The following is a 22,958-nucleotide window of genomic DNA, read 5'->3' on the forward strand; positions in this document are numbered from 1 at the left end:
ACTTTTTACCAAAAAAATTTTATTTTTCTATTAAACTACTTCCATCCATTTCCGAAGGCTTTTCTAAACCTAAGAATTCTAGCATTGTAGGCGCAATATCAGCAAGTCTTCCGCCTTTTCTTAATTTAGCGTCCTTCATATCGTTTGAAATAAAGATGAATGGAACGGGGTTTACAGTATGAGCTGTATGAGGCTCATTTGTTTCAGGATTTACTAATAAATCCGCATTTCCATGATCAGCAGTTATAAATAATACTCCGTCCATTTCCAATACTTTTGTAACAAGTTGTCCTAGACAATTATCCACAGCTTGGCAAGCTTCAATTACCGCATTTACATTTCCTGTATGTCCAACCATATCAGGATTTGCAAAGTTTAAGATAACTGTGTCTACTTTTCCTGTATTTAATTCTTCGATAAGTCTATCTTTTACTTTGTAAGCACTCATTTCAGGCTGCAAGTCATAAGTTGCAACTTTTGGTGAATCTGATAATAATCTTACTTCTCCTGTATAAGGTTCTTCTTTTCCACCATTAAAGAAAAATGTAACATGTGCGTATTTTTCAGTTTCTGCCGTTCTTACTTGAATTAATCCAGCTTTTGAAACTACTTCTCCAAAACAATTTACTATTTTTTCAGGCGGGAATGCAATTGGTGAAGTAAATGTCGCATCGTATTGAGCCATTGTTACAAAATTTACTTTTGGATAAACTTTTCTCTCAAATCCTTTGAAATTATCATCAATAAACATTCTTGTAAGCTGTCTTGCTCTATCTGGTCTAAAGTTTGCAAAAATTACTCCGTCTCCATCTTTGATTAACCCATTATCTTTTGAACCAATTTTAACAGGAACTACAAATTCGTCAGTTACACCTTTTGCATACGACGCTTTAATAGCTTCGTCAGCTGTTGGATAAACTTCACCGTCCCCACTAGTTAGCGCGTCATAAGCTAATTTTTCTCTATCCCAGTTATTGTCTCTGTCCATTCCGTAGTATCTTCCGATTACAGTTGCAATTTTTCCAACGCCTATTTCATCTAGAGCTTTTTGTAATTGTGATAAATAGTTTACTCCACTTTCAGGTGGTGTGTCTCTTCCATCTGTGATAGGATGAACATAAACTTCTGTAAGTCCTTTTTTAGCTGCCATATCAACCAATCCTATGATATGTTCAAGATGGCAATGAACTCCACCATCAGATGCAAGTCCTAAAATGTGTAGTGCTTTACCATTATTTTTTGTTGTCTCCATCACATTTGCCAATACCTCATTTTCCAAAATTGACCCATCTTTAATCGCTTTTGAAATTTTGGGAAGCATTTGAAAAACTGTTCTTCCAGCTCCAATATTTGTGTGTCCAACTTCAGAATTTCCAAATTGTCCATCAGGTAATCCAACATGACCTCCATCTGCACGAAGTTCGGTAAAAGGGTATTCCTCTTTATATCTATTAAAGTTTAATGGATTTGCCATTTTTATTCCATTAACTTGATCGTCATGGTGATTCATACCCCAACCATCTAAAATTACTAAAACTACTGGTCTTTTTTTCATTCTCTCTGTCCTTTCAAGTTATTATGTTAAATTTTACTTACTACTATTTATTATACAAGTTTTTTATTAAATTTTCAAGAAATTATCCACTTTATTTTCATATTTTTTAAATTTTTTTGCAAAATTAATAAATGCAGCAATTTAACTAAATTTACTTTTTTATTTTAAAAATTTATAAAAAAAGAAAGTTCGCTTTTTAAAAATTATTAAGAAAAAAAATAAATTTTATCTCATATAACATATGTTTTTTAAAAATTCAATAAAATTTTGCTAGAAATTTTGGTTTATTTTTGATAGAATATGTGTAAGTAAATTTATCCTAAAAATGACTTTTAGGAAAAAGAAAGGAGTATATGTGAAGAATACTAAATTTTTCACAGAAAAAATATGTTAAAAAAATTATTACTTACGACTATTTTTTCAGTAATTTCAATTATCGGATTTGCTGAAACTGATGTGTCACAGATAGCAGTGGATTATCCTTATAAAGAAAGCGCTATAATGGCTACTGTCTTGGGGACACCGCCAAGTCAATATTATAAATTCAAACACACAAAGGGACCAAAAGTAAAAAGATTTAAAGCTGTTAAAAAAGTACCTGAAATTTTAAGACAATGGAGTACATATGATTACGGAGTTTGGGAACAAAAAGAAAAGGCACCGCTTATGATTGTAATTTCTGGAACAGGATCGCTTTATAACAGTGGAATGTCGCTTTATTTAGCTAATGTTTTTTATGACAAGGGTTATAATGTGATAGCATTCAGTTCACCGACAACAATGCCTTATATAGTATCTCAAGGTAGAAATAACTACGGTGGATATATGAAAGATGAAACTGTCCAGATGTATGATTTAATTTCAAGAGCAATTGCACAAGAAAAAAGAGACGGCATGAAAATTTCAAAAACTTACATTTCAGGATATAGTTTGGGAGGATTTCAGTCGCTTTTGCTACACGAATTAGACGGAGAAAAGAAAAGAATCGGAATAGAAAAATCTTTGCTTTTAAACTCTCCGCTAAGTATTCTTACGGCAACTAAAAAATTGGATAACTATTTGGTAAAAAATGGAATTTTTGATGCTAAAAGTCTGGAAAAATATTTGGATAACATTTTTTCTAAACTTATAAATGATGGTTCTATTAAATTAAATGATTTTTCTTCTACAAATCTTAATGAATCACTTGGAAAATTAGATCTTGGAGAAAAAGATTTCGAGATATTAACTGGACTTTTATTTAGACTTTATTCGGCGAATATGACTTTTGCAGGAGAAGTTTTTAGTGGAAATAACGCTTATGGAAGACTTTCAGAAAAAAAACATTACAAACGTTTTGATTCTGTAACAAAAGAATTTCAGGAAGCACTTTCTGTTTCATTTGAGGAATATGCAAAAGAACTTTTATACCCTTATTTGAAGAAATATAAACATCCTAACTTAACACCGACTGAATTTTTGGAAGATTTTGATTTAAGAAGCCGCAAGGATTTTATTGAAAAAAATAACAAGAATATTGTCTTTATTACTTCAGAAAATGATATTTTACTTTCACAAAATGATTTAGACTACATAAAAAATACTTTTTCAAACAGAGTTTTAGTTCCGTTTGGAGGACACACAGGACTTCTTTGGCATAACGACATGGCAAACTTGATGGTAGAAAAATTGGAGGAAGAATAAGATGACAAAATTTAATAAAAATAAAATTGTGATATTTGGAGCTGTTATTGCTGCTTGTGCAGTATCTTATGCAGACACTGACGAGCTTTATCCAGAAGTAAAAAATGTAGATACGGTCAGTTATTTAGATGAAGCAACAAAAGAAGCAAATGACGACATTTATATAGAATTTGTAGACGAAAAAGAAAATATTCCAGCTGAAAAGAATATGGAAAAATTTAAACTTACAAATTTAAAAAATAAAAACAAAAAAATTGACAAAAATAAATATATTATGTTTGAGCAAGATGACTATGGAGACTTAGCGACTAACATTGAAGGTTTGGACGACGAATACATAGTTTCCAGTAAAATTCTCGATTTAACTGGAGCGGGTGGCACAATAAACGATCCACTTGAGCCGTTTAATCGAAGAATGTACGCATTCAATACTCAATTTGACAAAAAAATTGCTTATCCAGCGTCAAGAATTTACGCAGCAATTGTTCCAAAACCTATAAGAACAGGAATTTCAAACTTCTTTGGAAACTTTAAGGAAATTCCAACTTTTGTAAACTCAATGCTACAGCTAAAACCAGGAAAGGCAGTAAATGCACTTGGAAGATTTGTTGTAAATTCAACTGTCGGAATCTTAGGGGTAACTGATGTTGCAACAAAAATGGGACTAAAAAAAGATTACGAAACAATGGGAGATACTCTTGGACATTATGGAGTTAGAAGTGGAGCTTATTTAGTTTTGCCAGCTTTAGGTCCAAGTAATATCAGAGATGGTATTGGAAGCGGAATAGACGGTGCTATGGAAGGTGCAGCTAGAGGTGTCGTTGAAGATAAGCTTTTCTTTGATACAGGTGTTTTTGACAAAACCACATATGGATTTACACGACCAGTAGTTACAGGACTTAATTTGCGTTCACTTGTAAATTTTAGATATGGAGATTTAAATTCGCCATTTGAATATGACTTAGTAAAAATATTTTATCAAAACTACAGAAAAGTTCAAATAAAAAAATAAATAAATAATAAATTATAAAGGGAGAAAAAGATGAGCTACATAAAAGATTGTGATATAGAAGTTTATAACGCTATAAAAGCGGAAGAAAAAAGACAGGAAGAAGGGATTGAACTAATCGCTTCTGAAAATTTTGTTTCAAAAGCTGTGATGGAAGCTGCGGGATCAGTTTTTACAAATAAATATGCAGAAGGCTATCCAGGAAAAAGATATTACGGAGGATGTGTAAATGTTGACATTGTTGAAACTTTAGCAATTGAAAGACTAAAAAAAATCTTTGGAGCAAAATTTGCAAATGTTCAGCCACATTCAGGTTCTCAAGCTAATATGGGAGTTTATGTCGGACTTTTAAATGCTGGGGATAAAATTTTGGGAATGGGACTTAGTTCTGGTGGACATTTGACTCATGGCTATAAAATTAATTTTTCTGGAAAAAATTATGTTGGGATTGAATACGGATTGGATCCAGAAACTGAATTAATTGATTATGATAAAGTACGTGAGATTGCGTTAAAGGAAAGACCTAGAATAATTGTTGCAGGAGCAAGTGCTTATTCAAGAATTATTGATTTTAAAAAGTTTAGAGAAATTGCTGACGAAGTTGGCGCTTACCTTATGGTGGACATGGCTCATATTGCGGGACTTGTTGCAGCTGGAGTTCATCCAAATCCAATGGAATACGCCGATGTTGTAACTTCTACAACTCACAAAACTCTAAAAGGGCCTCGTGGTGGAATTATTTTGACAAACAACGAAGAAATTGCAAAAAAAATCGATAAAACAATATTTCCAGGAATACAAGGTGGGCCTCTTGCTCACATTATTGCAGCAAAAGCTGTCGCTTTCAAAGAAGCACTGACTCCTGAATTTAAAGAATATCAAATTCAAGTAGCTAAAAATGCTAAAGTTTTGGCCGAAGAACTTACAAAAGGTGGACTTAGAATTGTGAGCGGTGGAACTGATAACCATTTGATGTTAGTTGATTTAAGACCGATGAAAGTTACTGGAAAATTGGCGGAAGAAAAATTGGAAAAAGCTGGGATAACTTGCAACAAAAACGCTATTCCAAACGACCCTGAAAAACCGTTTATCACAAGCGGTGTAAGACTTGGTACTCCGGCAATTACCGCTCGTGGATTTAAAGAGGAAGAAACTAAGCTTGTCGCAAAATTTATTTTAGAAGTGCTAAACAACATTGAAGATGAAAAAATTACTTCCAAAGTTAAAAATCAAGTTTTGGAATTGACTAAAAAATTTCCGCTTTACAAAAATAAATAAAAAATTTAAAAGGAGAAAAAAATCAAATTGAGAAATAATAATAGAAAAAATGATGAGATGCGGGAAGTTAAAGTTACAAAAAATTACATTATCCACCCTGAAGGTTCGGTCTTAATTGAATTTGGAAATACAAAAGTTATCTGTAATGCGACGATTGAAGAAAAAATCCCGAGATGGCTAAAAATGGATAATTCTTCCAAAGGGATTCACTCAGGCTGGATTACCGCTGAATACAGTATGCTTCCCCGTGCAACAAACACCCGTGTCCAAAGGGAATCAATAAAAGGAAAAGTTTCAGGAAGGACAATGGAAATCCAAAGACTTATCGGAAGATCTTTAAGAGCTGTAATTGACCTTGAAAAACTGGGAGACAGAACAATTATGGTCGACTGCGATGTCATTCAAGCTGATGGCGGTACAAGAACTGCTTCAATTACAGGAGCTTATCTAGCTGTGGAGCTTGCAATTGAAAAATTAATTGATGAAAATAAATTAAAAGAAATTCCAATAAAATCAAAAGTTGCCGCAATAAGTGTGGGAAAAGTTCGAAATGAGTTAATTTTAGATTTGGACTATGACGAAGATTCCGCAGCGGATGTCGATATGAACATTATCATGACTGATAAAGGTGAATTTGTGGAAATTCAAGGAACTGGTGAAGAAGCCACTTTTACTCAAGATGAACTCCTAAAATTCATTGAATTATCCAAAAACGCATTTAATAAATTATTTACTTTATAAAATTTATACCCACTTCTTTAAGTGGGTATAGTTGTGAACTACTCCCACTTGTAGAAGAGGGAGCTTCTTGGGAAGTATTTGTTTTTGCTAGCCAAATATATTTACCAAGCTCTTCGGGCAGTCCCTGCCCTGACTATGAGTATTATACCATATAAGAGCTGTTATTTCAAGCTATATTCTGCAATTCATCTCCCACTTATAGAAGAAGGAGACTTCTTGCTAAATATTGTTAAAAAATTTTATGAAAGGGGAAAAAATGGAATTTAACGAAAATACTAAATTATTTCAAAAATATATGGAAAGAATAAGAAATGGCGATACAGAGGCAATGAATGAAATGGGTTTAATCTTCCAAAATAGTAAAGACAATGAAAATGCTAAAAAATGGTATTTACGTGCAATTGAAAAAAATGATTTTTCTTATGCCAATAATTTAGGCTATCTCTATGCTGGAGAAAAAGATTACGAAAATGCCAAAAAATATTATTTAATTGCGATAAAACACAATGATTTCAATGCTTTAACCAATCTTGCCGTTTTACTTCAAGATAATAAAAAATTCGAAGAAGCTGAAAAATTTTATTTAAAAGCTGTGGAAAAAAATTGTGAAAATGCCAAAAATAATCTTTTAATATTTTATAATGAAACTAACCAGACACAAAAAGAGAAAAAAATATATTCTCAAATGGCTTGGGGTGGTGATACAAATGCAATGAACCACTTAGGAATGATATGCGCCAACGAAGGAAACTATAAAAAAGCTGAAAATTGGTTTTTAAAAGCCTCAGTTTTAGGCGATGAACACGCCAAAAAAAATCTAAAAATATTGAAAGAAAACAAAAATAAAATTACAAAAAAATAACAGATTACTTAATTTTAAAATATTTTAAAATATTTTAAATTTCTACTTCCTTGATTTTTTTCAAAATTTTTGATAAAATAATATTCGATGTTTGGGAAAATCCATCGTTAAAAAAAACCTTTTGTAAACACATATTTTCAAAAGGATATGTGTTTTTTTATTTGTAAATTTTTTTTAGGAGGAAATAAATGTTTAATTTTTTTAGTCAGCTTCGATTCGGAGTAAATGAATTGTTGTGGCTTTCATATTTAATTTTAAATTTTACGGCAGTTGTACTTGCTTACAGATTTTGGGGAAAAGGAGGACTGTTGTCAGTTGTGCCGCTGTCAATAGTTTTAGCTAATATTCAAGTTGGAAAATTGATGACCTTGTTTGGTTTTGATGGCATCACAATGGGAAATATCGCATTTGGAGGAATTTATCTTGCGTCTGATATTTTGACGGAAAATGAAGGAAAACATTACTCAAGAAAAGTGGTTTCGCTAGGTTTTGCTGCAATGTTATTTACAACGTTTATAATGCAAATTGTACTAAAAATAAATGTTTCACCTGATGATAAGATGCAAGGTGCTTTATCAGCAGTATTTGGATTTATGCCAAGACTTGCGATTTCAAGTGTGTGCGGATTTGCAGTTTCTCAGTCATTTGATATATGGTCTTATCAATTTATTAGAAAATTTAGACCATCTTATAGAGATATTTGGATTAGAAACAATGCGAGTACAATGATAAGTCAAATTTTAGACAATATTGTATTTTCGTTTTTAGCATTTACAGGAAAATATCCTCTAAAAACAGTAATCGGAATCATATTTTCAACATATTTATTAAAAATCGTAATTTCACTGCTTGACACACCTTTTGTGTATATTGCGACTTTATGGAAAAAACAAGGTAAAATAAGTGATTAATATTGAATTTATATAATTAATAAATTCTTTACAAATTATTGTTAGCATAGAAAAGATAAATTATTTAAAAAATAAAAAGGAACATAAATGGAAAATGGAAAGATATAGTGTAATAAAAGAAAAAAATCCTCGTGAAATCGTGTTATTAAAAGGATTTAGCTGTACGTATGGAAAATGTGCTTTTTGTAATTACATCTTGGATAATACGAATAATGAAAAGGAAATGACGAAAGTAAATTTTGAAGCTTTGAACAAAGTTACTGGAAAATATGGGGTTTTGGAAGTAATAAATTCTGGCTCAGTATTTGAGCTGAATAAATTAACGATGGAAAAGATAAAGGAAATTTGTAAGAAAAAAAATATAAAAATACTTTACTTTGAGGCTTATTTTGGTTATTTAAACAGATTGAACGAGATTAGGAAGTATTTTTCTGAGCAGGAAGTGAGATTTGCGTTTGGATTAGAAACATTCGATAATCATTACAGAACAAAAGTTCTGAAGAAAAATTTTATCTTGAATGAAAAAGTTTTAGAAAAATTGAAAACAGAATATCAGATGTGTCTATTAATGATTTGTACAAAAGGACAGACAAAAAAGCAAATCTTAAATGATATTGAGCAGGGAATAAAGCATTTCAAAGAGCTAGTTGTAAGTGTGTTCGTAAATAACGGTACTCAAATCGAACGAGATGAAGAATTAGTTTCTTGGTTTTTAAAAGAAATCTATCCGAAATATAAAAATAAAAAAAATATTGAAATTTTAATTGATAATAAAGATTTTGGAGTTTATGTGCAATAAAAATATATAAAGTTATGATAAAATAATAAAATTATTTTGTTGTAACTTTTTTATTTGAAAAACTTTTTCAAAAAAATTTGATTACCAAATAATTTGTCTTGACAATTAATATAACATATGTTATATTAATCCGACAAACATATAAGTTACAATTTAAAATCTGTTTTATTTACTATCTTGAAATACTTAACGATTTTTTTAATAACAAACTTATATAAATGAAAAATTAGAAAAAATTAAAGGAGCTTAAAGGAAAAAATGAGATTAAAAATAATATTAATAGCACTCTTAAGTGCTTTGGCATTAAAAGCAGTAAGTATGGACTATCTTTCAAATAATTCAGCTTCATACTTTCAAAATCCATCGCAAACTGGTCAAATAACAGTGGAAGGAATTTTTTACAATCCAGCAGGAACAGTATTTTTAGAAGATGGAAAATATATAAATGCAAATATGCAAAATTCTATAATCCAGGAATCAATGACATTGAATAGAAAAAAATTGGCTTCAAACAGATATGCCGGAGCACCGTCATTTAATTATTTACAAAAAAAAGAAAGGACTTCAATTTTTGCAAATGCAAGTGTTATTGCAGGAGGAGCCACGTTGAAATATGATGAAGGAGTCGCTGGAATAGATTTGGCGGCAGAAACATTTGATAATATGACACGAGGACTATTGAGAGCTAAAGTTACTAAAAATCAATTTAGCGGACAAAATAGATATTATCAATTGATGCTTGGTGGAGCACACAAAATAACAGATAAATTCTCGATTGGCGGAGGAATAAAATATGTTCACGCTTTGAGAAAATTAAATGGACACGCTTCTTTCGGGTACAATCCATTTGTCGGTGCAAGAGTTGGATTGACAGGAAATGACTTGTATTTAGACTCCAGAAGGAAAGCAGATGGTGTTGGAGCAGTATTAAGTTTAGATTATAAAGCGACTGATACATTGAATTTTGCTGTAAAATATGAAACACCTGTAAAATTGAAATTCAAGACAAAAGCGGTTGAAAGTACAAATATGACATTAGCTGGAAAAAAAATTGGATTGTCAGATTTTTACCCTAAATATGCAAATGGTGTAAATTCAAGAAGAGATCTGCCAGGAGTATTGTCATTGGGAGTTTCCAAAGATATTAATGACTGGACTGTTTCTAGCGGATATATTCATTATTTCAATAAAGCGGCAAATATAGACGGAGTAAGTTATAGAGATGGTCATGAAATAAATTTTGGAGTTGACTACAGATTTTCGCCAAAATGGACTTGGCACGCAGGATACAATTATTCTCACACAGGTGCTCCAAAACAATCATACAACGATACAGAATATGCCATAAATGCACAAATTTACACGACAGGATTGACATTCAAGCCGACAGAAAATCACGAATGGAAATTCGGTTTTGGACATGTAAAATATAATTCAGAAAATGGAGAAACAGAAATAACTCATGGAATAAAATTGGATAAATCGAAAGTTAAATATGATAAAAAAGTAAGTGTCTTTTCTTTGGGGTATACTTATAACTTTTAAAGTTTGAATTTTTGAAAAAATGAGAAAATATTGTTTTAAGGGAGTGAAATTTATGCTCCCTATTTTGAATATTTATTTTGGAGGAAGAATTTAAAAACAGGATGATAAAAATACCATCCTGCACCACATATTATATTTTGAGTTTACGCAAAATTCTGGAAACTCTCTTTTTTTTAATTTTTCTGTTAAAATCTTCAATCCCAAAATTCTTCAATTTTAACCTTATTTTTCTCCAAAACATATAATTTCTTTTCCTTCAACTCAACACATCTTAAAACATTAGTAAAAAAACACCCAGCATCCAGATTTATACAATTATTCTCAACAGTTATATCTTCTTGTGGTGTATGTCCGTAATAGACGGTTTTTGCTGTATTATTTTTCTTGTACCAGTCATCCCGAGTCCACAATAAATATTTAATTTCCTGATTTTCTAAGTTTTTGGAAAAATCAATTCCCGCATGAACAAATAAATAATTTTCACTTTCAACAATGTGTGGCATTTTCTCAATAAAATTAAATAGCCATTCTTCTTCATAAAATTTATCATTTTTCCAATATTCATTAATTGTTTTTACTTTATTTTGATGTTTAAAAAATGATCTTATTGTCTTACTCCCGCCATTATATACCCAATTTAAACGATAAGTTTCATCATTTTTTGATTTGAAAAGCATATTTTCGTGATTTCCCATTAAATGAATGATATTGTAACCTTTCTGAATCATCTTTTTATACCAATTATATAACTCAAAAGAAAATTCCCCTCTATCGCAACTATCTCCAAGAATCAATAGCAAATCTTTCTTTTTTAATTTGATTTTTCTTATCATCTTTTTAAATAGATCAAATCTTCCGTGAATATCCGTCAAAACAAAAATTCTTTGATAATCAGATTCTCTAATTCTTTTTATATTCAATTTCATTTTTATCATCTTCCTCAATTCAAACAACCATTCTGACATAATTTATTCTCGTTTTTACCGTCATATCTTTCCTATATTTTGTCAATTTTTGTATTAATAATTTTTTACATCACATTTTAAAATTTCAAAACAAAAATTAGAACAAATTGTTATATTTTTACAAAAACCTCATTTTCCATTAAATTTTCAAGTTCTTCAAAAGTCATATTTTTTCTTTTTTTGCTCTAAACAAATTTTTTATTAATTATTTACATTATTTGCTTTCTTGCTTCTTCCAAAATTTCCATTACAATCAGAGTTTTTTCATTATATTCAAAAAATTTGTTATAATCTTTATTCTTATACAAATTTGAAAATTCTAAAAGTTCGTAGTAAAGTCTATGCTGTCCAGCATTTAACTCATATTCTTTGCTATTTTCACCGTTTCTTACAAAAACAAATTTATCGTAAACATTTGCAGCATCTGTGCTATTTATATACCCCTTATCCCCTTGAATGTTCATTGAAAGTGGTGCTGTACAGTCCTTTGCTCCAACTGCTACGCATTTGAATTTTTTGTAATCTAAAATTAAAACTCCTGAAGTGTCGATATTTCTTTCAATATTTGCCGTGTAAAATACTTTCTCAGGTTTTCCGAATAGTCCTACTGCATAGTAAATATTATAAACATTTAAATCCATTAATGCTCCACCAGATTTTTTTGGATCAAACGCCGGAGCAATATCACCCTTTTTAAATCTGTCGTATCTGCTGGAATATTGTGAATAATTTAACTGTACAATTTTTATATCGCCCAATTCCGAAATCAGTTCCCTAGTTTTTCTATAATTTGGCAAATATTGATTAGAAATGGCTTCAAACAACATTATTTTGTTTTCTTTTGCAAATTTTACAAGCTCTTTTGCTTCTTCATATGTCGACGTAAAAGGTTTTTCCAAAATGACATTTTTCTTTTTTTCCATCGCTTTTTTTGCAAATTCATAGTGTAGATTATTTGGAATAGCAATATATACGACATCTATTTCATCATTTAAAAAACTGTCATAATTTGTATAAATTTTTTTTATCCCGTATTTCTGGGAAAGATTTTTCATTCTTTCAAGCCCATTTTCAGTGGCACAAATGCTCACTATTTCAAAATCCGGTATATTTTTAGACGCTTCCAAAAAATCTGGCACAATATTTCCTGCTCCCACTATTCCTATTTTCATATTTTCCTCACTCACTTTCTGTATTTTTTATTATAATTAATTTTTCTATAAAATTTTCTCTTTATCTTACTTTTAAGATTAGCTTATCGCCATACCACTGCACCCCATTTAATTCATTAATAGTATACCCTTATATAATTTTATTTTACTGATAAAAGAATTAAAAATTATAAAAATATATAAAATTTTTAAATTTCTCTCTTGTTTTTTTCATATTTCAAGTTAAAATTTAGTATAGAGATTTGAATTTTTATTTATTTAATTAGCAAAAAATTGTTAATTGAGAGGAGAAAATTATGAGAATATATGATGGCAGCAGTATTAGAAATGTCGCTTTATTGGGAGAAAGCGGAGCAGGAAAGAGTAATATGACTTCCGCTCTTGAATTTACAGCAAAACTTACGAATAGAATTCCAAGTTTAAATGATAATGCTAAAATAAGCAGCTCCCTTACTTTACATGCAATTGAATACCAGTCTTTTAAATTTAATTTTTTTGACATACCTGGATATGTTGATTTTTTTGGAGAATTGGAATCGGGACTTGCAGCTTGTGATGGAGCAATTATTACGGTTGATGGAACAGATAACTTATCTGTCGGAACCGAAACTGCTCTTGAGCTTACAGATAGCCGAAATATCCCCCGTTTTATCTTTGTCAATAAAATAGACAGCGAAAAAGCTGACTATGAAAAAATTCTCACTCAGTTGAGAAAAAAATATGGTAAAAGAATTGCACCATTTCACGTGCCTTGGGGAGTTGCTTCCAATTTTAAGGGACATATAAATGTTGTTGATATGTTTGCTCGTGAATATAACGGTTCTGAATGTGTCAACGCTGAGATGCCAACTGATATGGACGATAAAATTTTACCAATTCGTGAAATGCTTTTGGAAGCGGTTGCTGAAACAAGTGAAGAATTGATGGAAAAATATTTTAATGGAGAAGAATTTACCACAAATGAAATTCATGCTGGACTTAGAAAAGGAGTGTTAGATTGTAGCTTAATTCCCGTTATCTGCGGTTCAACTACAAAAAACATCGGACTTCACACAACGTTTGATGTAATAAGAGATTATTTGCCAGAGCCAATGGACAATCCTAAAGTTGACGGTAAAAAATCCGAAACTACCTGTCAAATATTTAAAACAGTGATTGATTCATTTTTAGGAAAGGTTTCGTATGCAAAAATTTTATCTGGAGAACTAAAGCCAGATTCAGAAATTTATAATGTGAACAAGAAAAAAGATGAAAAGATTGGAAAACTTGGAACGATTGTAGCTGGAAAAATGGACTTTCTAAAAAAAGGAGTCTGTGGAGATATTGTTTTATTGACAAAACTTGAATACACTCAAACTTCAGACACGCTTTCAACAGATAAAAAAGAAACTCCAAGAAAGAATATTACTTTTCCTAAACCTCAACTTTTGGTTGCGGTAGAACCGTTAAATAAAAATGACGATGAGAAGATGTCAACTGGACTTAATAAACTTATGGAAGAAGATCCGTCTTTTTCCTGGAAAAGAGATATGGAAACAAAACAGACTATTTTGGGAGTACAAGGGGAGCTGCATTCCATCACATTAATTGAAAAGTTAAAATCAAAGTTTGGAGTGGACATTAAAACCGTTGACTTAAAAGTGCCATATCGTGAAACAATTAAAGGAAATTCAGATGTTCAGGGAAAATATAAAAAGCAATCGGGAGGACACGGACAATATGGAGATGTGCTTATCAAATTTTCACCTTGCGATGAACATTTTGTATTTGAAGAAACTATCACTGGAGGAAGAGTGCCAAAATCATATATTCCAGCTGTGGAAAAGGGGTTAAGAGAAGCTTTACTTTGCGGAGTTTTGGCAAATTACCCCGTTACAAATATAAAAGCAGTTTTGTATGACGGCTCTTATCACGACGTCGATTCTTCAGAAATGTCCTTTAAAATTGCGGCAAATATTGCCTTCAAAAAAGGAATGATGGATGCTAAACCAGTTTTACTTGAACCGATAATGGAACTCACAATCTTCGTGCCTGAAAGCTGTATTGGGGATATAATGGGAGATATTAATAAAAAGCGTGGAAAAATTACCGGTATGGACGCTCACAAATCTACAAAGCAAAAAATCACAGCAGAAATTCCAATGGCTGAAACATTTAAGTACGCCAATGACTTAAAAGCAATGACAAAAGGAAGAGGATATTTTGAAATGAAACTTTCAAAATACGAAGAAGTCCCTTTTGAGTTAGCACAAAAAATAATCGAAAGTCGAAAAAAATAGTAAAAACTTTTTTGCGTAAATAAATTATAAAACCCTTGTATTACTGGATTTATATGTACATTTACACAAAATTTTGGACACTTTTAATTAATTATAACTTAAAAAATCACAGTTAAATTAATAACTGTGATTTTATTTTTTAGATATTTAACTTTTTTGTCTAATTTTAAATATCTGATTTTTTTGAGACAATCTATTTTATGAGATAGACCCTCTTTTGCTGTTTTACATTTCTGTAAAAAACTTATTTGAATTAGTAAATCAATCTAAATCCTACACCACTTCTTACATTCTTACCTTTAGTGTCGTATCCTGCATTTACTGTTACTCCAAATCTTGTGTTGTCCACTCCGATATTTAAGTCAAACTTACCGTTTCCTTTTCTATCTTCCTTGTCTCCTCTTATTCCAAACCAGTCTGCATCTGTGTATCTTACTCTTCCTTCGTTGTTCTTACTTGCCATCTTTCCTAGTTCATTTTCATATGCCGCTGTAAGTCCTACTGTTAGGTTTGTTCTCACTGCCATTGGTTGAATATATCTAAACTCTAGTCCTGCTTCAGGTTTTACTGAGAAGTAGTCGTTTCCTTTTACTTCCAGTCTCATTTCTCCAGAATCTTCCTTTATCTTGTTAAATCTTCCATATTCCATCTTCAACGCTCCATATGGTCGCAAGTGTGTTCTTTCACTCAATCTTATATCATATCCCAAATCTGTCTTAAGCGCTGCTCCATATGAATTATAGTCTGATTTCGCCTGGAATATGTCGTCTACAACTAGATATCTACGTTTCATATTGTTAATTCCAAAGAACACATCTCCTCCAATTGTCCATTGTAGTGATCCATTATGGTCTGTTGCCGGAGACATTGTCTTAAAGATTCCTGCTTTAAGCTGTGTCTGGTTTTCTCTTGAATGTCCTATATCTTTAAATTTAAATCTGTTTGTTACTGCTCCTGCATACCATCCCTGAGAATTACCCATCTTAACTGTTTCGTCTTCGTGAACGTAAGCTACTCCATAGGCATTGCTTGTATAGTCAATAACTCCTGCTGTGTCAGTATTGTATTCGTCCCTTTGACCAAATACCTTAATCTTGTTGTTCTGTTTAGATGGATTTCTCCAGTCGTGTTTCAAATATTTGAATTCCTTGTCTAACAAGTTTCCTGTCGCATTTATTCTTTGCTGTAGGTTTCCATACTGATGTCCCATCATTTCGTCTGTTGCCTGATAGAATAATACTTCTTCGTTATTTCCTATTCCATTTAATTTTTGGAATAATTGATTTTCTCTTGTACCTAAGGCTTCCACTCCATATCTTTGTTCCAGTCCATCCAAGAAGTTATATGTATCTGTACTGTTTACCGGTGTTTCCTGTGTCCCTGCCCATTTTGTATACGGTATTTTTGCCAGATAAGCGTTCTGTATTGTTCCATCTGTCTGATTTTGCGCCACACTTGACATCCATGTAAGTGAACCTGAATAAATGTTCCATTTTCCTATCTGTGGATTGTTTAAAATCATCTGGTTATATGGCGCTAATATCTGTGGACTTATCTGAATATACTTGCTTGTTGTGTTTCGTGCTGCTTCAGTACCTATGATAAGGTCGGCATTCTTTAATGTGCTCAAGCTGCTTAGTCCAACTATTGGTGTTGTAAACCGTTTGTTTGAAGTATCTATATACATTCCTATTGTTGAAACTTCCATAGGCTTGTATTCTTCTGCTGTCGTTGTCGCTAGTTCAGGCACTACTGGAACTCCGTTTACTGTTATTGTCGCTGTTGATGAACCTGATGGTGCGTGAATTTTTATTCCACCCATATCTTTTGATATTTCATGTCCTGGCTGCGGAAGCTGAGTATTTACTGATCCTGCCCCTCTTATAGTCAATGTTCCGTAGTTCTTGATTATTCCTGGATTATTTCCTGCCGCATTTCCTTTTGAAAGTAATCCTACCGCTTCATCGGCGTTAATATCAATTGTTCCGTTATTTTCTATTGTCGAACCAGCTTTAACTACCACTCCAACTACTTTCTTTAGTCCTGTTCCATTTGACTTGATTATTCCGTTATTTATTCCTTCTGCTCCATTGTCAAGGTACATTCCTGTTGTGTTGCTTGCATTCAAGTTAATTGTTCCACTGTTTACTACCTTTGTTCCTTTGTTTACTCCGTACATTCCTATACTGTATGGTCCTACTACATTAATTGTTCCCTTGTTTTCTATGTTTCCTGTATAAGCCGGTGTTGTCGCATCTCCTATATATCCTGCCGCCATTCCTATTGCATACTGGTTAGCTGTCGGATCAGAATTTGAAGCTCCTACTGTTATTGAAACACCTGGATTATTTACCGCATTTCCACCATTTATACTGTAAATTCCTACGTTTCCTATTCCTGAACTGTAGTTAATATCTGCATTATTTACTACATTTCCTGCTGAATAAAGTCCATAGTTTAGTGAACCAGTCGAAGTTAACGGTGTATTGTTTATCACTGTTCCTGATGTATCTCTTGAGAATACAAAGACTGTATTATCTCCAACTGTCTGTGAAGTCATATTACTTGTTATTGTGTTTCCTGTTCCTTCATTGATGAATCCATATGAACCGTTACCAATTGCCATTGTAGAACCTGCATCCGCTGTTACGTTGTTTCCTGTTCCTTTTGTGTATACCCCAATCGCTTCATCTTCTCCCAGATTAATTACAGAACTACTTGTTAGTCTAACGTTTCCACCTGTACTAAGTATTCCTTTACCTTTGTTTCCAATATTTAGTGTTCCGTTATTTACCACGTCTGCACCTTCAGAATAGATTCCATAAGCTTTTCCACTTTTATCTGTTATTGTTGCTGCATTTGTTAGGGTTCCACCTGTTGTATAAAGTCCAACAACACCTCTGTCGCTACCGTTATTTACAATGTTTATATTAGTTGTATTTGTTGCTGTATTGTCATAGAAAATACCAGCTCCAGAACCATTTGCAGAACCTGTGTATTTTATTTCAAAAGTTTTTCCATTAGGATTTACAATTGAACCGTTTGAAACAGAAATTCCTACACCTTTGTCTTTTACTTCTATTCCTGTATCTGAAGTAAAGTTTACGACACTTTTTGTTCCGCTTGCATAAACTCCAATTCCGTTGGTTCCTACTGCAATGTCTGAACTTCCTGTTCCTCCTAGATTAATCGTGTTTCCTTTTCCTTCGGATACTATTCCAACGCCACTGTCTCCGGTCATAACAATTTTACCATTATTTGTAATAACTCCATTTGAAAATGAAACTGACCCTTTCCCTGCAACATCATTTGTATTTCCATACAATCCAATTGAACCATTTCCTGCAACTGTTATTGTACCATTATTAGTTAATTCTAAAACCTTATTACTTCCCAAACTTCCACTTGTTATCAGATTGTCAGTTCCATAAGTTTTTAATGTGGAAGCTGAGGCAAATCCTGCCATACCTACTCCACTTGAAGTAATATTTATAGCGCTGTTATTTGTAAGGCTGCTTCCATTTATTCCATACGCTCCAATTCCGTTATCTACATTAATAGTTCCTTTATTATCAACATATCCAAAACTTGTAGACAATGCTGTTGTATTTGAAGGCGTACCTCCTGTTATATTAATTGTTCCGTTATTTGTGTATCCTGTAGTTGTATTATTTGAAACACCATCATGAGAAGCCATTGATAATCCTTTTCCAGTCGCAGAACTTACAGTTACACCATTTGCTATGGTAAACTGTTCATTTGAAAGTCCTACTTTTGTATTAAATTCATCTGTTGGGTCATCTAAATTTTGATTGTTGTTAAGATTAAATTTACCATCTATGTAATATATTTTATATTTTTTATTATTTGTATTCAATGCGGCAAGCTTCATATCATTTTTTATAGCATCTGAACCTGTAGTTCCGCCTGTCCAGTTAGTAGTAACTCCTTTATAAGTACGCAATATCACGTTATCTCCGGTAAGTTTTACAGTTACATTACTCATTCCGTTATATTTAGTAGCTGTTCCTCCTGTAGCTGCAGTATAATCTGTATCTTCACCAGTCATTAAAATACCATCAGACATATTTATTGTAGTAGTTCCTGTAAAATCTATTACAGAAGATTTATCCGCATAAAATGGTGTAGATTTAGAGTGGTCCACAGTATCAGTTCCGCTTGCTACCACATCGCTTGATGTTGCTTTATTTTCATGATAAATAGTTCCACCACTAAAATTAACTTTTCCTCCATCTGTTGCAACCAATCCACCATTTTTACCAGTCTGGATTTTATTACCTGTACCATTGTCAATATTTACAACAGAACCAGCTCCAGAAGCAAATCCTGCAATACCACTTACTTTAATGCTTCCTTTTTTTATATTAACAGTTCCCCCTGTTGTTGCACTGCTCAATGCTTTTGTGTCCAGTGTTGCCAATCCCACGATATTTTCAAATTTATTTGAAGTTGCATTTTTATCTACTGCTTCAATATCTCCGTAGATATTAACAGTCCCTTCATTTCTTGCAAATCCTATTATTGATTTATGGTTTACTGCTGTTGTTTTTACAGGCTTTGCTAAAGTTCCAGTATTTACAATACCTTTATTGTCGCCCATATAGGCGATTCCTCCTTTGGAAGCAAGTATAACTGGTGCAAATATATTAATTTCAGAAGACTTACCTTGTAATGGCACATTACTATCGTCTACAATAGAACTTGGTGGCAATGGCGATCCAGCTAATGATCCCAATTTATGAGTAGCTTGATTCCAAGTTCCTTCAGAATATGCAATAACAGTTCCTGTAGAAGCATTAGTTTCTGATGTATTTGATCCGTCACCACCATCTATACCATCTGTGATACTTGTAGAACGTCCACCATAAGTACGTGTTATATCTTCAGCTACATTCATAACTGTTCCTCTTTTAGATATAAACATAAATCCATCTTTAGAATTTTTTCCAAATCGTATATCAACTTTTCCAACATCAAGTGCATGAATTTTATCATTATCAAGAGTCCCTAACCCAGAATAATCAGTACTTCCAGATGAAGCTCCTATTGGAACTCCCAAATCTCTAGTAGGTTTTATCCCTTCTCTTTGTCCTGACTGTGAAAATATACCTACTCCACCTTCTACCCAATTTACATCTTTACCAGTTAAGTTTCCTTCAGCAGTTTGTGTTGCTCCTCCACCTAATCCATCTCCAATTTTTGCACTAAAATCAATTTCTCCTTGATATATTCCTATATACGAAGCCCTTCTTTCATAACCAGCCTCAGCAACTCTATGTGCTATTTCCCAAGATTTAGGATCTACACCACCCATTTTATCTCCAAAGAATAATCCTACATTTTCATCTCCGTATAAATTTACTTCCCCTTGAGTACCAAGATTAATATACGACTGCATCACATTACTGTCAGTATTATTTTTATCCTTAAATTCTGGTCTTACATAACGTGTCGCACCATGTGAAGCACTAAACTTTGTATTTTCCCAATTTGGCACATAGCTTATACCCGAATAAACTATATTAGAAGCTCCATAAGAATTTATTGTACCTGTATTTTCTATATGTCTTGCACCTGAAATACCAGTTGTTAAATAAGCATTATTTCCTGCTCCACGTAAATTAATATCAGTTTTACCTTTAAGTGCTCCCATATAATGATAGTGTGACAAATGTGATATAATTGTTCCAAAAGCTGAAGGCATAATATAATAAACTGAATTTTGATCATTGTAAACATCTACTTTGGTGTTTGTCATTTGTACAACTCCGTTACGCCATGTTTCCGAAGTAAGGAATCCTGCTCTTCCATATAAATATGCATTTGTGTTGTTTACATTTACATCTAATAAAGTATGAATTCCTATAGTTCCTTGAACAGAACCTGTGCTAGGATCGGCTCCTCCTTCCCGACCTCTACCAGAATCTGCTATGTCAGTTTTACTACCAGGTTTTACCACCTGGTCACTTCCTGTACCATTATAATGACCTCTAACATATACATTCAAGCTATCTAAAGTCAAAGCCTTATTATAATGAGCATCATCATCCATTCCTTCATTTCCTGCTCTATATAAAATATTAGTTGTACGTCCTACATCTTCGCTAGAATCGTTTTTTGTAGAATTATGTACTACACCTCCGTCTATATATCCAGTAACATTTGCATATGCAGGATTGGTATTATTATTGCTCCACGAATTAGCATTTATTCCTGCGTATATTGTTTTTCCATTAGTATGCTGCGTTGAATCTGAAGACCCCCCCAAATCTGGTATCGATTGCTTGGCACCATCAAAGAAAAATCCTGTAAATGGGCTCGCATTTGGCTCAACAATATGTACTTGCTTTGCAGGTGTATCTGGTTCGGGCACTGTTATTGCTGGTGGTTCTGTTCCATTTACTGTCAACGCTTGTAGTTGAGGCGCTCTTATTCCCAAATCTGGAATATCTATGTCTACTTTTCTAGGTCTAATTGACGCTTCTACGTTCATTTCCACAATTGGTTCTTGTGCTGGGTCGTTACTTGCTATTCCATATGATGAAGGAATTCCACTTCTTAAATTTGATGAGGCTGAACGTCTGTTTGATCCCAAAGATAAATCTCCGTAATGGCTACTTAAAGGCGATGTATATCTTTCAAATGAGTTTGTACTTCTCTCAAATCTTCCTTCGTAAGGATATTTTTCTTTCTTATCTCCTCTTCCCTTATATGTTCCATTCCAATTGTTGTTAAAATAATTCATACCGTATTGCCAGCTGCTCCAAGGTGATTTTACAACGTGATCTCCCTGTTCCATCAACTGAATAAGTTCTAAGTTTGTATCTCTAAGCAATTTATCATTTTCATTTCTTGCTTTTTTGAATTGCAACCTCATGTCTTTTATTGAACTGTTTATCTGTCTAGTTTGAGTAGCTATCGCGTCTTCGTCAGAAAATGTCACGTTTGAAACTCCTAGCGTTACAATTCCTGTCAAAAGAAACGTAATTAATGCTGAATCTGTGTATTTAAAGTCTTTTACTCTTTTGGCAAAAGCTTTTAAATCTTTTTTTAACTGTCTTAAATTATTGCTTCCCATGATCTTTTTCCTTTCAAAACTATTTTTATATATATTATATTTCAAAGAATTTTTTTGAAAATAAAAAAGTTTCAAGAATAATTTTTTTAAGTGAGTGATGAGTGAAATTTTTTATTTCCTCAAAAAAACTTTTTATTATACACTATAATTATACCAAAAAAAAAAAAAAAAACAAGTATTTTTTCTAAGAAATTTTTAAAAAAATATGATTTTTTATTTATTTTTTAAAGAAGAATTTCAAAATTTATCTAAATCACTGGACTTTTACAAATGATTTTTTTATTTTTTATTAAAAATTTTTCTATTTACAAAATAGCATACACTTTTAAAAATTTTTTTAAATTTTGATTCTTTCTTTATTAATCTGTTTCTTAGTCTTTATATATTAAAATTATTATAATATTTTATATTAATTTTTTTTCATTATTATTATACCCAATAAAATAAGATTGTCAATATTTTTTGTAAAAATTTTAAACTTTTTTATAATAAATTTCTCTTATAGTTTCTAACAACCTTATATAAAAAAACTATAAAAACAAATTCTTATCAAAAAAACAGTGAAAGCTACAACAAATTTCACTGTTTTTATTCAATCTTAAAAAAATTTTTTTAATTTCTCTAATTTTTTTGTCTAATATTTTGTTCATCTTTTGGAATTCCAATCCCGTTTAAGAATAAATCTATTTCTTTTTCAAGTTCCAATACGTCTTGCCTTGCATAATGTTCGTAGTTATTTCCCAATTTTAGCGTTCTTAGTGCCACTTCCCCACGATAGCTTATTTCAAACATATATTCTTCCACAACTAATTTTGTTTTATTATTTATTTTATCATCACAAAAATCTATAACCAACGTTACCGTAAAGTCAGAAAGGTCTTTTAAATCCACGTTTCTGTCGTTTACAAAATAATGTAAAATGCTTTGCTTTATGATAAATTCCAAATCATTTTCAATAAAATCTCGAGGTTTGTCCATATTATGTGCGACATAAACTAACACTTTATCCAAAAATATCGTATCAATCAACTCCTAACTTTTATTCGTGATTTTTATAAAA

14 protein-coding genes are annotated in these 22,958 nt (G+C 31.9%); 9 read left to right on the top strand and 5 right to left on the bottom strand.

Going from position 1 to position 22,958, the window contains the following annotated elements; all coding sequences use genetic code 11:
• Positions 1-19 precede the first annotated feature (19 nt).
• The gene (gene gpmI / locus AXF11_RS01370) at positions 20-1,555 is read right to left on the bottom strand and encodes a 2,3-bisphosphoglycerate-independent phosphoglycerate mutase (protein WP_068154193.1); all 1,536 of its coding nucleotides are present in this window, start codon (positions 1,553-1,555) and stop codon (positions 20-22) included.
• 387 nt (positions 1,556-1,942) lie between these two features.
• Here gpmI and AXF11_RS01375 point away from each other — a divergent pair, with 387 nt between their 5' ends.
• From AXF11_RS01375 to AXF11_RS01415, 8 genes are all read left to right on the top strand, one after another.
• Complete coding sequence (locus AXF11_RS01375; protein ID WP_068154196.1) at positions 1,943-3,238, top strand: alpha/beta hydrolase family protein; 1,296 nt, start codon at positions 1,943-1,945, stop codon at positions 3,236-3,238.
• Between the two features lies 1 nt (position 3,239).
• A complete protein-coding gene (locus tag AXF11_RS01380) occupies positions 3,240-4,250 on the top strand; it encodes an MlaA family lipoprotein (RefSeq protein ID WP_068154198.1) in 1,011 nt (336 codons plus the stop codon).
• A 30-nt stretch (positions 4,251-4,280) separates the two neighbouring features.
• Positions 4,281-5,525: a serine hydroxymethyltransferase gene (gene glyA, locus AXF11_RS01385; protein WP_068154200.1), complete on the top strand. Its 1,245-nt coding sequence runs from the start codon at positions 4,281-4,283 to the stop codon at positions 5,523-5,525.
• Between the two features lie 27 nt (positions 5,526-5,552).
• A complete protein-coding gene (gene rph, locus AXF11_RS01390) occupies positions 5,553-6,266 on the top strand; it encodes a ribonuclease PH (protein WP_068154202.1) in 714 nt (237 codons plus the stop codon).
• Between the two features lie 256 nt (positions 6,267-6,522).
• Positions 6,523-7,128, top strand: a complete 606-nt coding sequence (locus AXF11_RS01400) for a tetratricopeptide repeat protein (RefSeq protein WP_068158122.1) — start codon at positions 6,523-6,525, stop codon at positions 7,126-7,128.
• Between the two features lie 188 nt (positions 7,129-7,316).
• Positions 7,317-8,039: a queuosine precursor transporter gene (locus AXF11_RS01405; protein WP_068154204.1), complete on the top strand. Its 723-nt coding sequence runs from the start codon at positions 7,317-7,319 to the stop codon at positions 8,037-8,039.
• Positions 8,040-8,133: 94 nt separating this feature from the next.
• Positions 8,134-8,838 carry a radical SAM protein gene (locus AXF11_RS01410; RefSeq protein ID WP_068154210.1) on the top strand — a complete coding sequence of 235 codons (705 nt, stop codon included), beginning with the start codon at positions 8,134-8,136 and terminating at the stop codon, positions 8,836-8,838.
• A 258-nt stretch (positions 8,839-9,096) separates the two neighbouring features.
• On the top strand, positions 9,097-10,383 hold the full coding sequence (locus AXF11_RS01415) for an OmpP1/FadL family transporter (RefSeq protein WP_068154211.1): 1,287 nt from the start codon (positions 9,097-9,099) through the stop codon (positions 10,381-10,383).
• 194 nt (positions 10,384-10,577) lie between these two features.
• Here the strand turns inward: AXF11_RS01415 and AXF11_RS01420 are convergent, their stop codons facing one another.
• Together AXF11_RS01420 and AXF11_RS01425 are read right to left on the bottom strand one after the other, a co-directional pair.
• The gene (locus AXF11_RS01420) at positions 10,578-11,348 is read right to left on the bottom strand and encodes a metallophosphoesterase (protein ID WP_082729358.1); all 771 of its coding nucleotides are present in this window, start codon (positions 11,346-11,348) and stop codon (positions 10,578-10,580) included.
• Positions 11,349-11,557: 209 nt separating this feature from the next.
• Positions 11,558-12,520 (bottom strand): Gfo/Idh/MocA family protein, encoded by a 963-nt coding sequence (locus tag AXF11_RS01425; protein ID WP_068154218.1) that lies wholly within the window; start codon positions 12,518-12,520, stop codon positions 11,558-11,560.
• Between the two features lie 296 nt (positions 12,521-12,816).
• Between AXF11_RS01425 and AXF11_RS01430 the strand changes: the two genes are divergently transcribed.
• On the top strand, positions 12,817-14,799 hold the full coding sequence (locus tag AXF11_RS01430; protein ID WP_068154224.1) for an elongation factor G: 1,983 nt from the start codon (positions 12,817-12,819) through the stop codon (positions 14,797-14,799).
• 253 nt (positions 14,800-15,052) lie between these two features.
• Here AXF11_RS01430 and AXF11_RS01435 read toward each other — a convergent pair whose 3' ends face one another.
• Positions 15,053-21,898, bottom strand: coding sequence for an autotransporter-associated N-terminal domain-containing protein (locus tag AXF11_RS01435; protein WP_068154226.1), 6,846 nt, complete (start codon positions 21,896-21,898; stop codon positions 15,053-15,055).
• Between the two features lie 621 nt (positions 21,899-22,519).
• A complete protein-coding gene (locus AXF11_RS01440) occupies positions 22,520-22,927 on the bottom strand; it encodes a hypothetical protein (RefSeq protein ID WP_231724727.1) in 408 nt (135 codons plus the stop codon).
• Positions 22,928-22,958: the final 31 nt, after the last annotated feature.

Origin of the sequence: Leptotrichia sp. oral taxon 847, assembly GCF_001553645.1 — a bacterium.
Taxonomy (GTDB): Bacteria; Fusobacteriota; Fusobacteriia; order Fusobacteriales; family Leptotrichiaceae; genus Leptotrichia.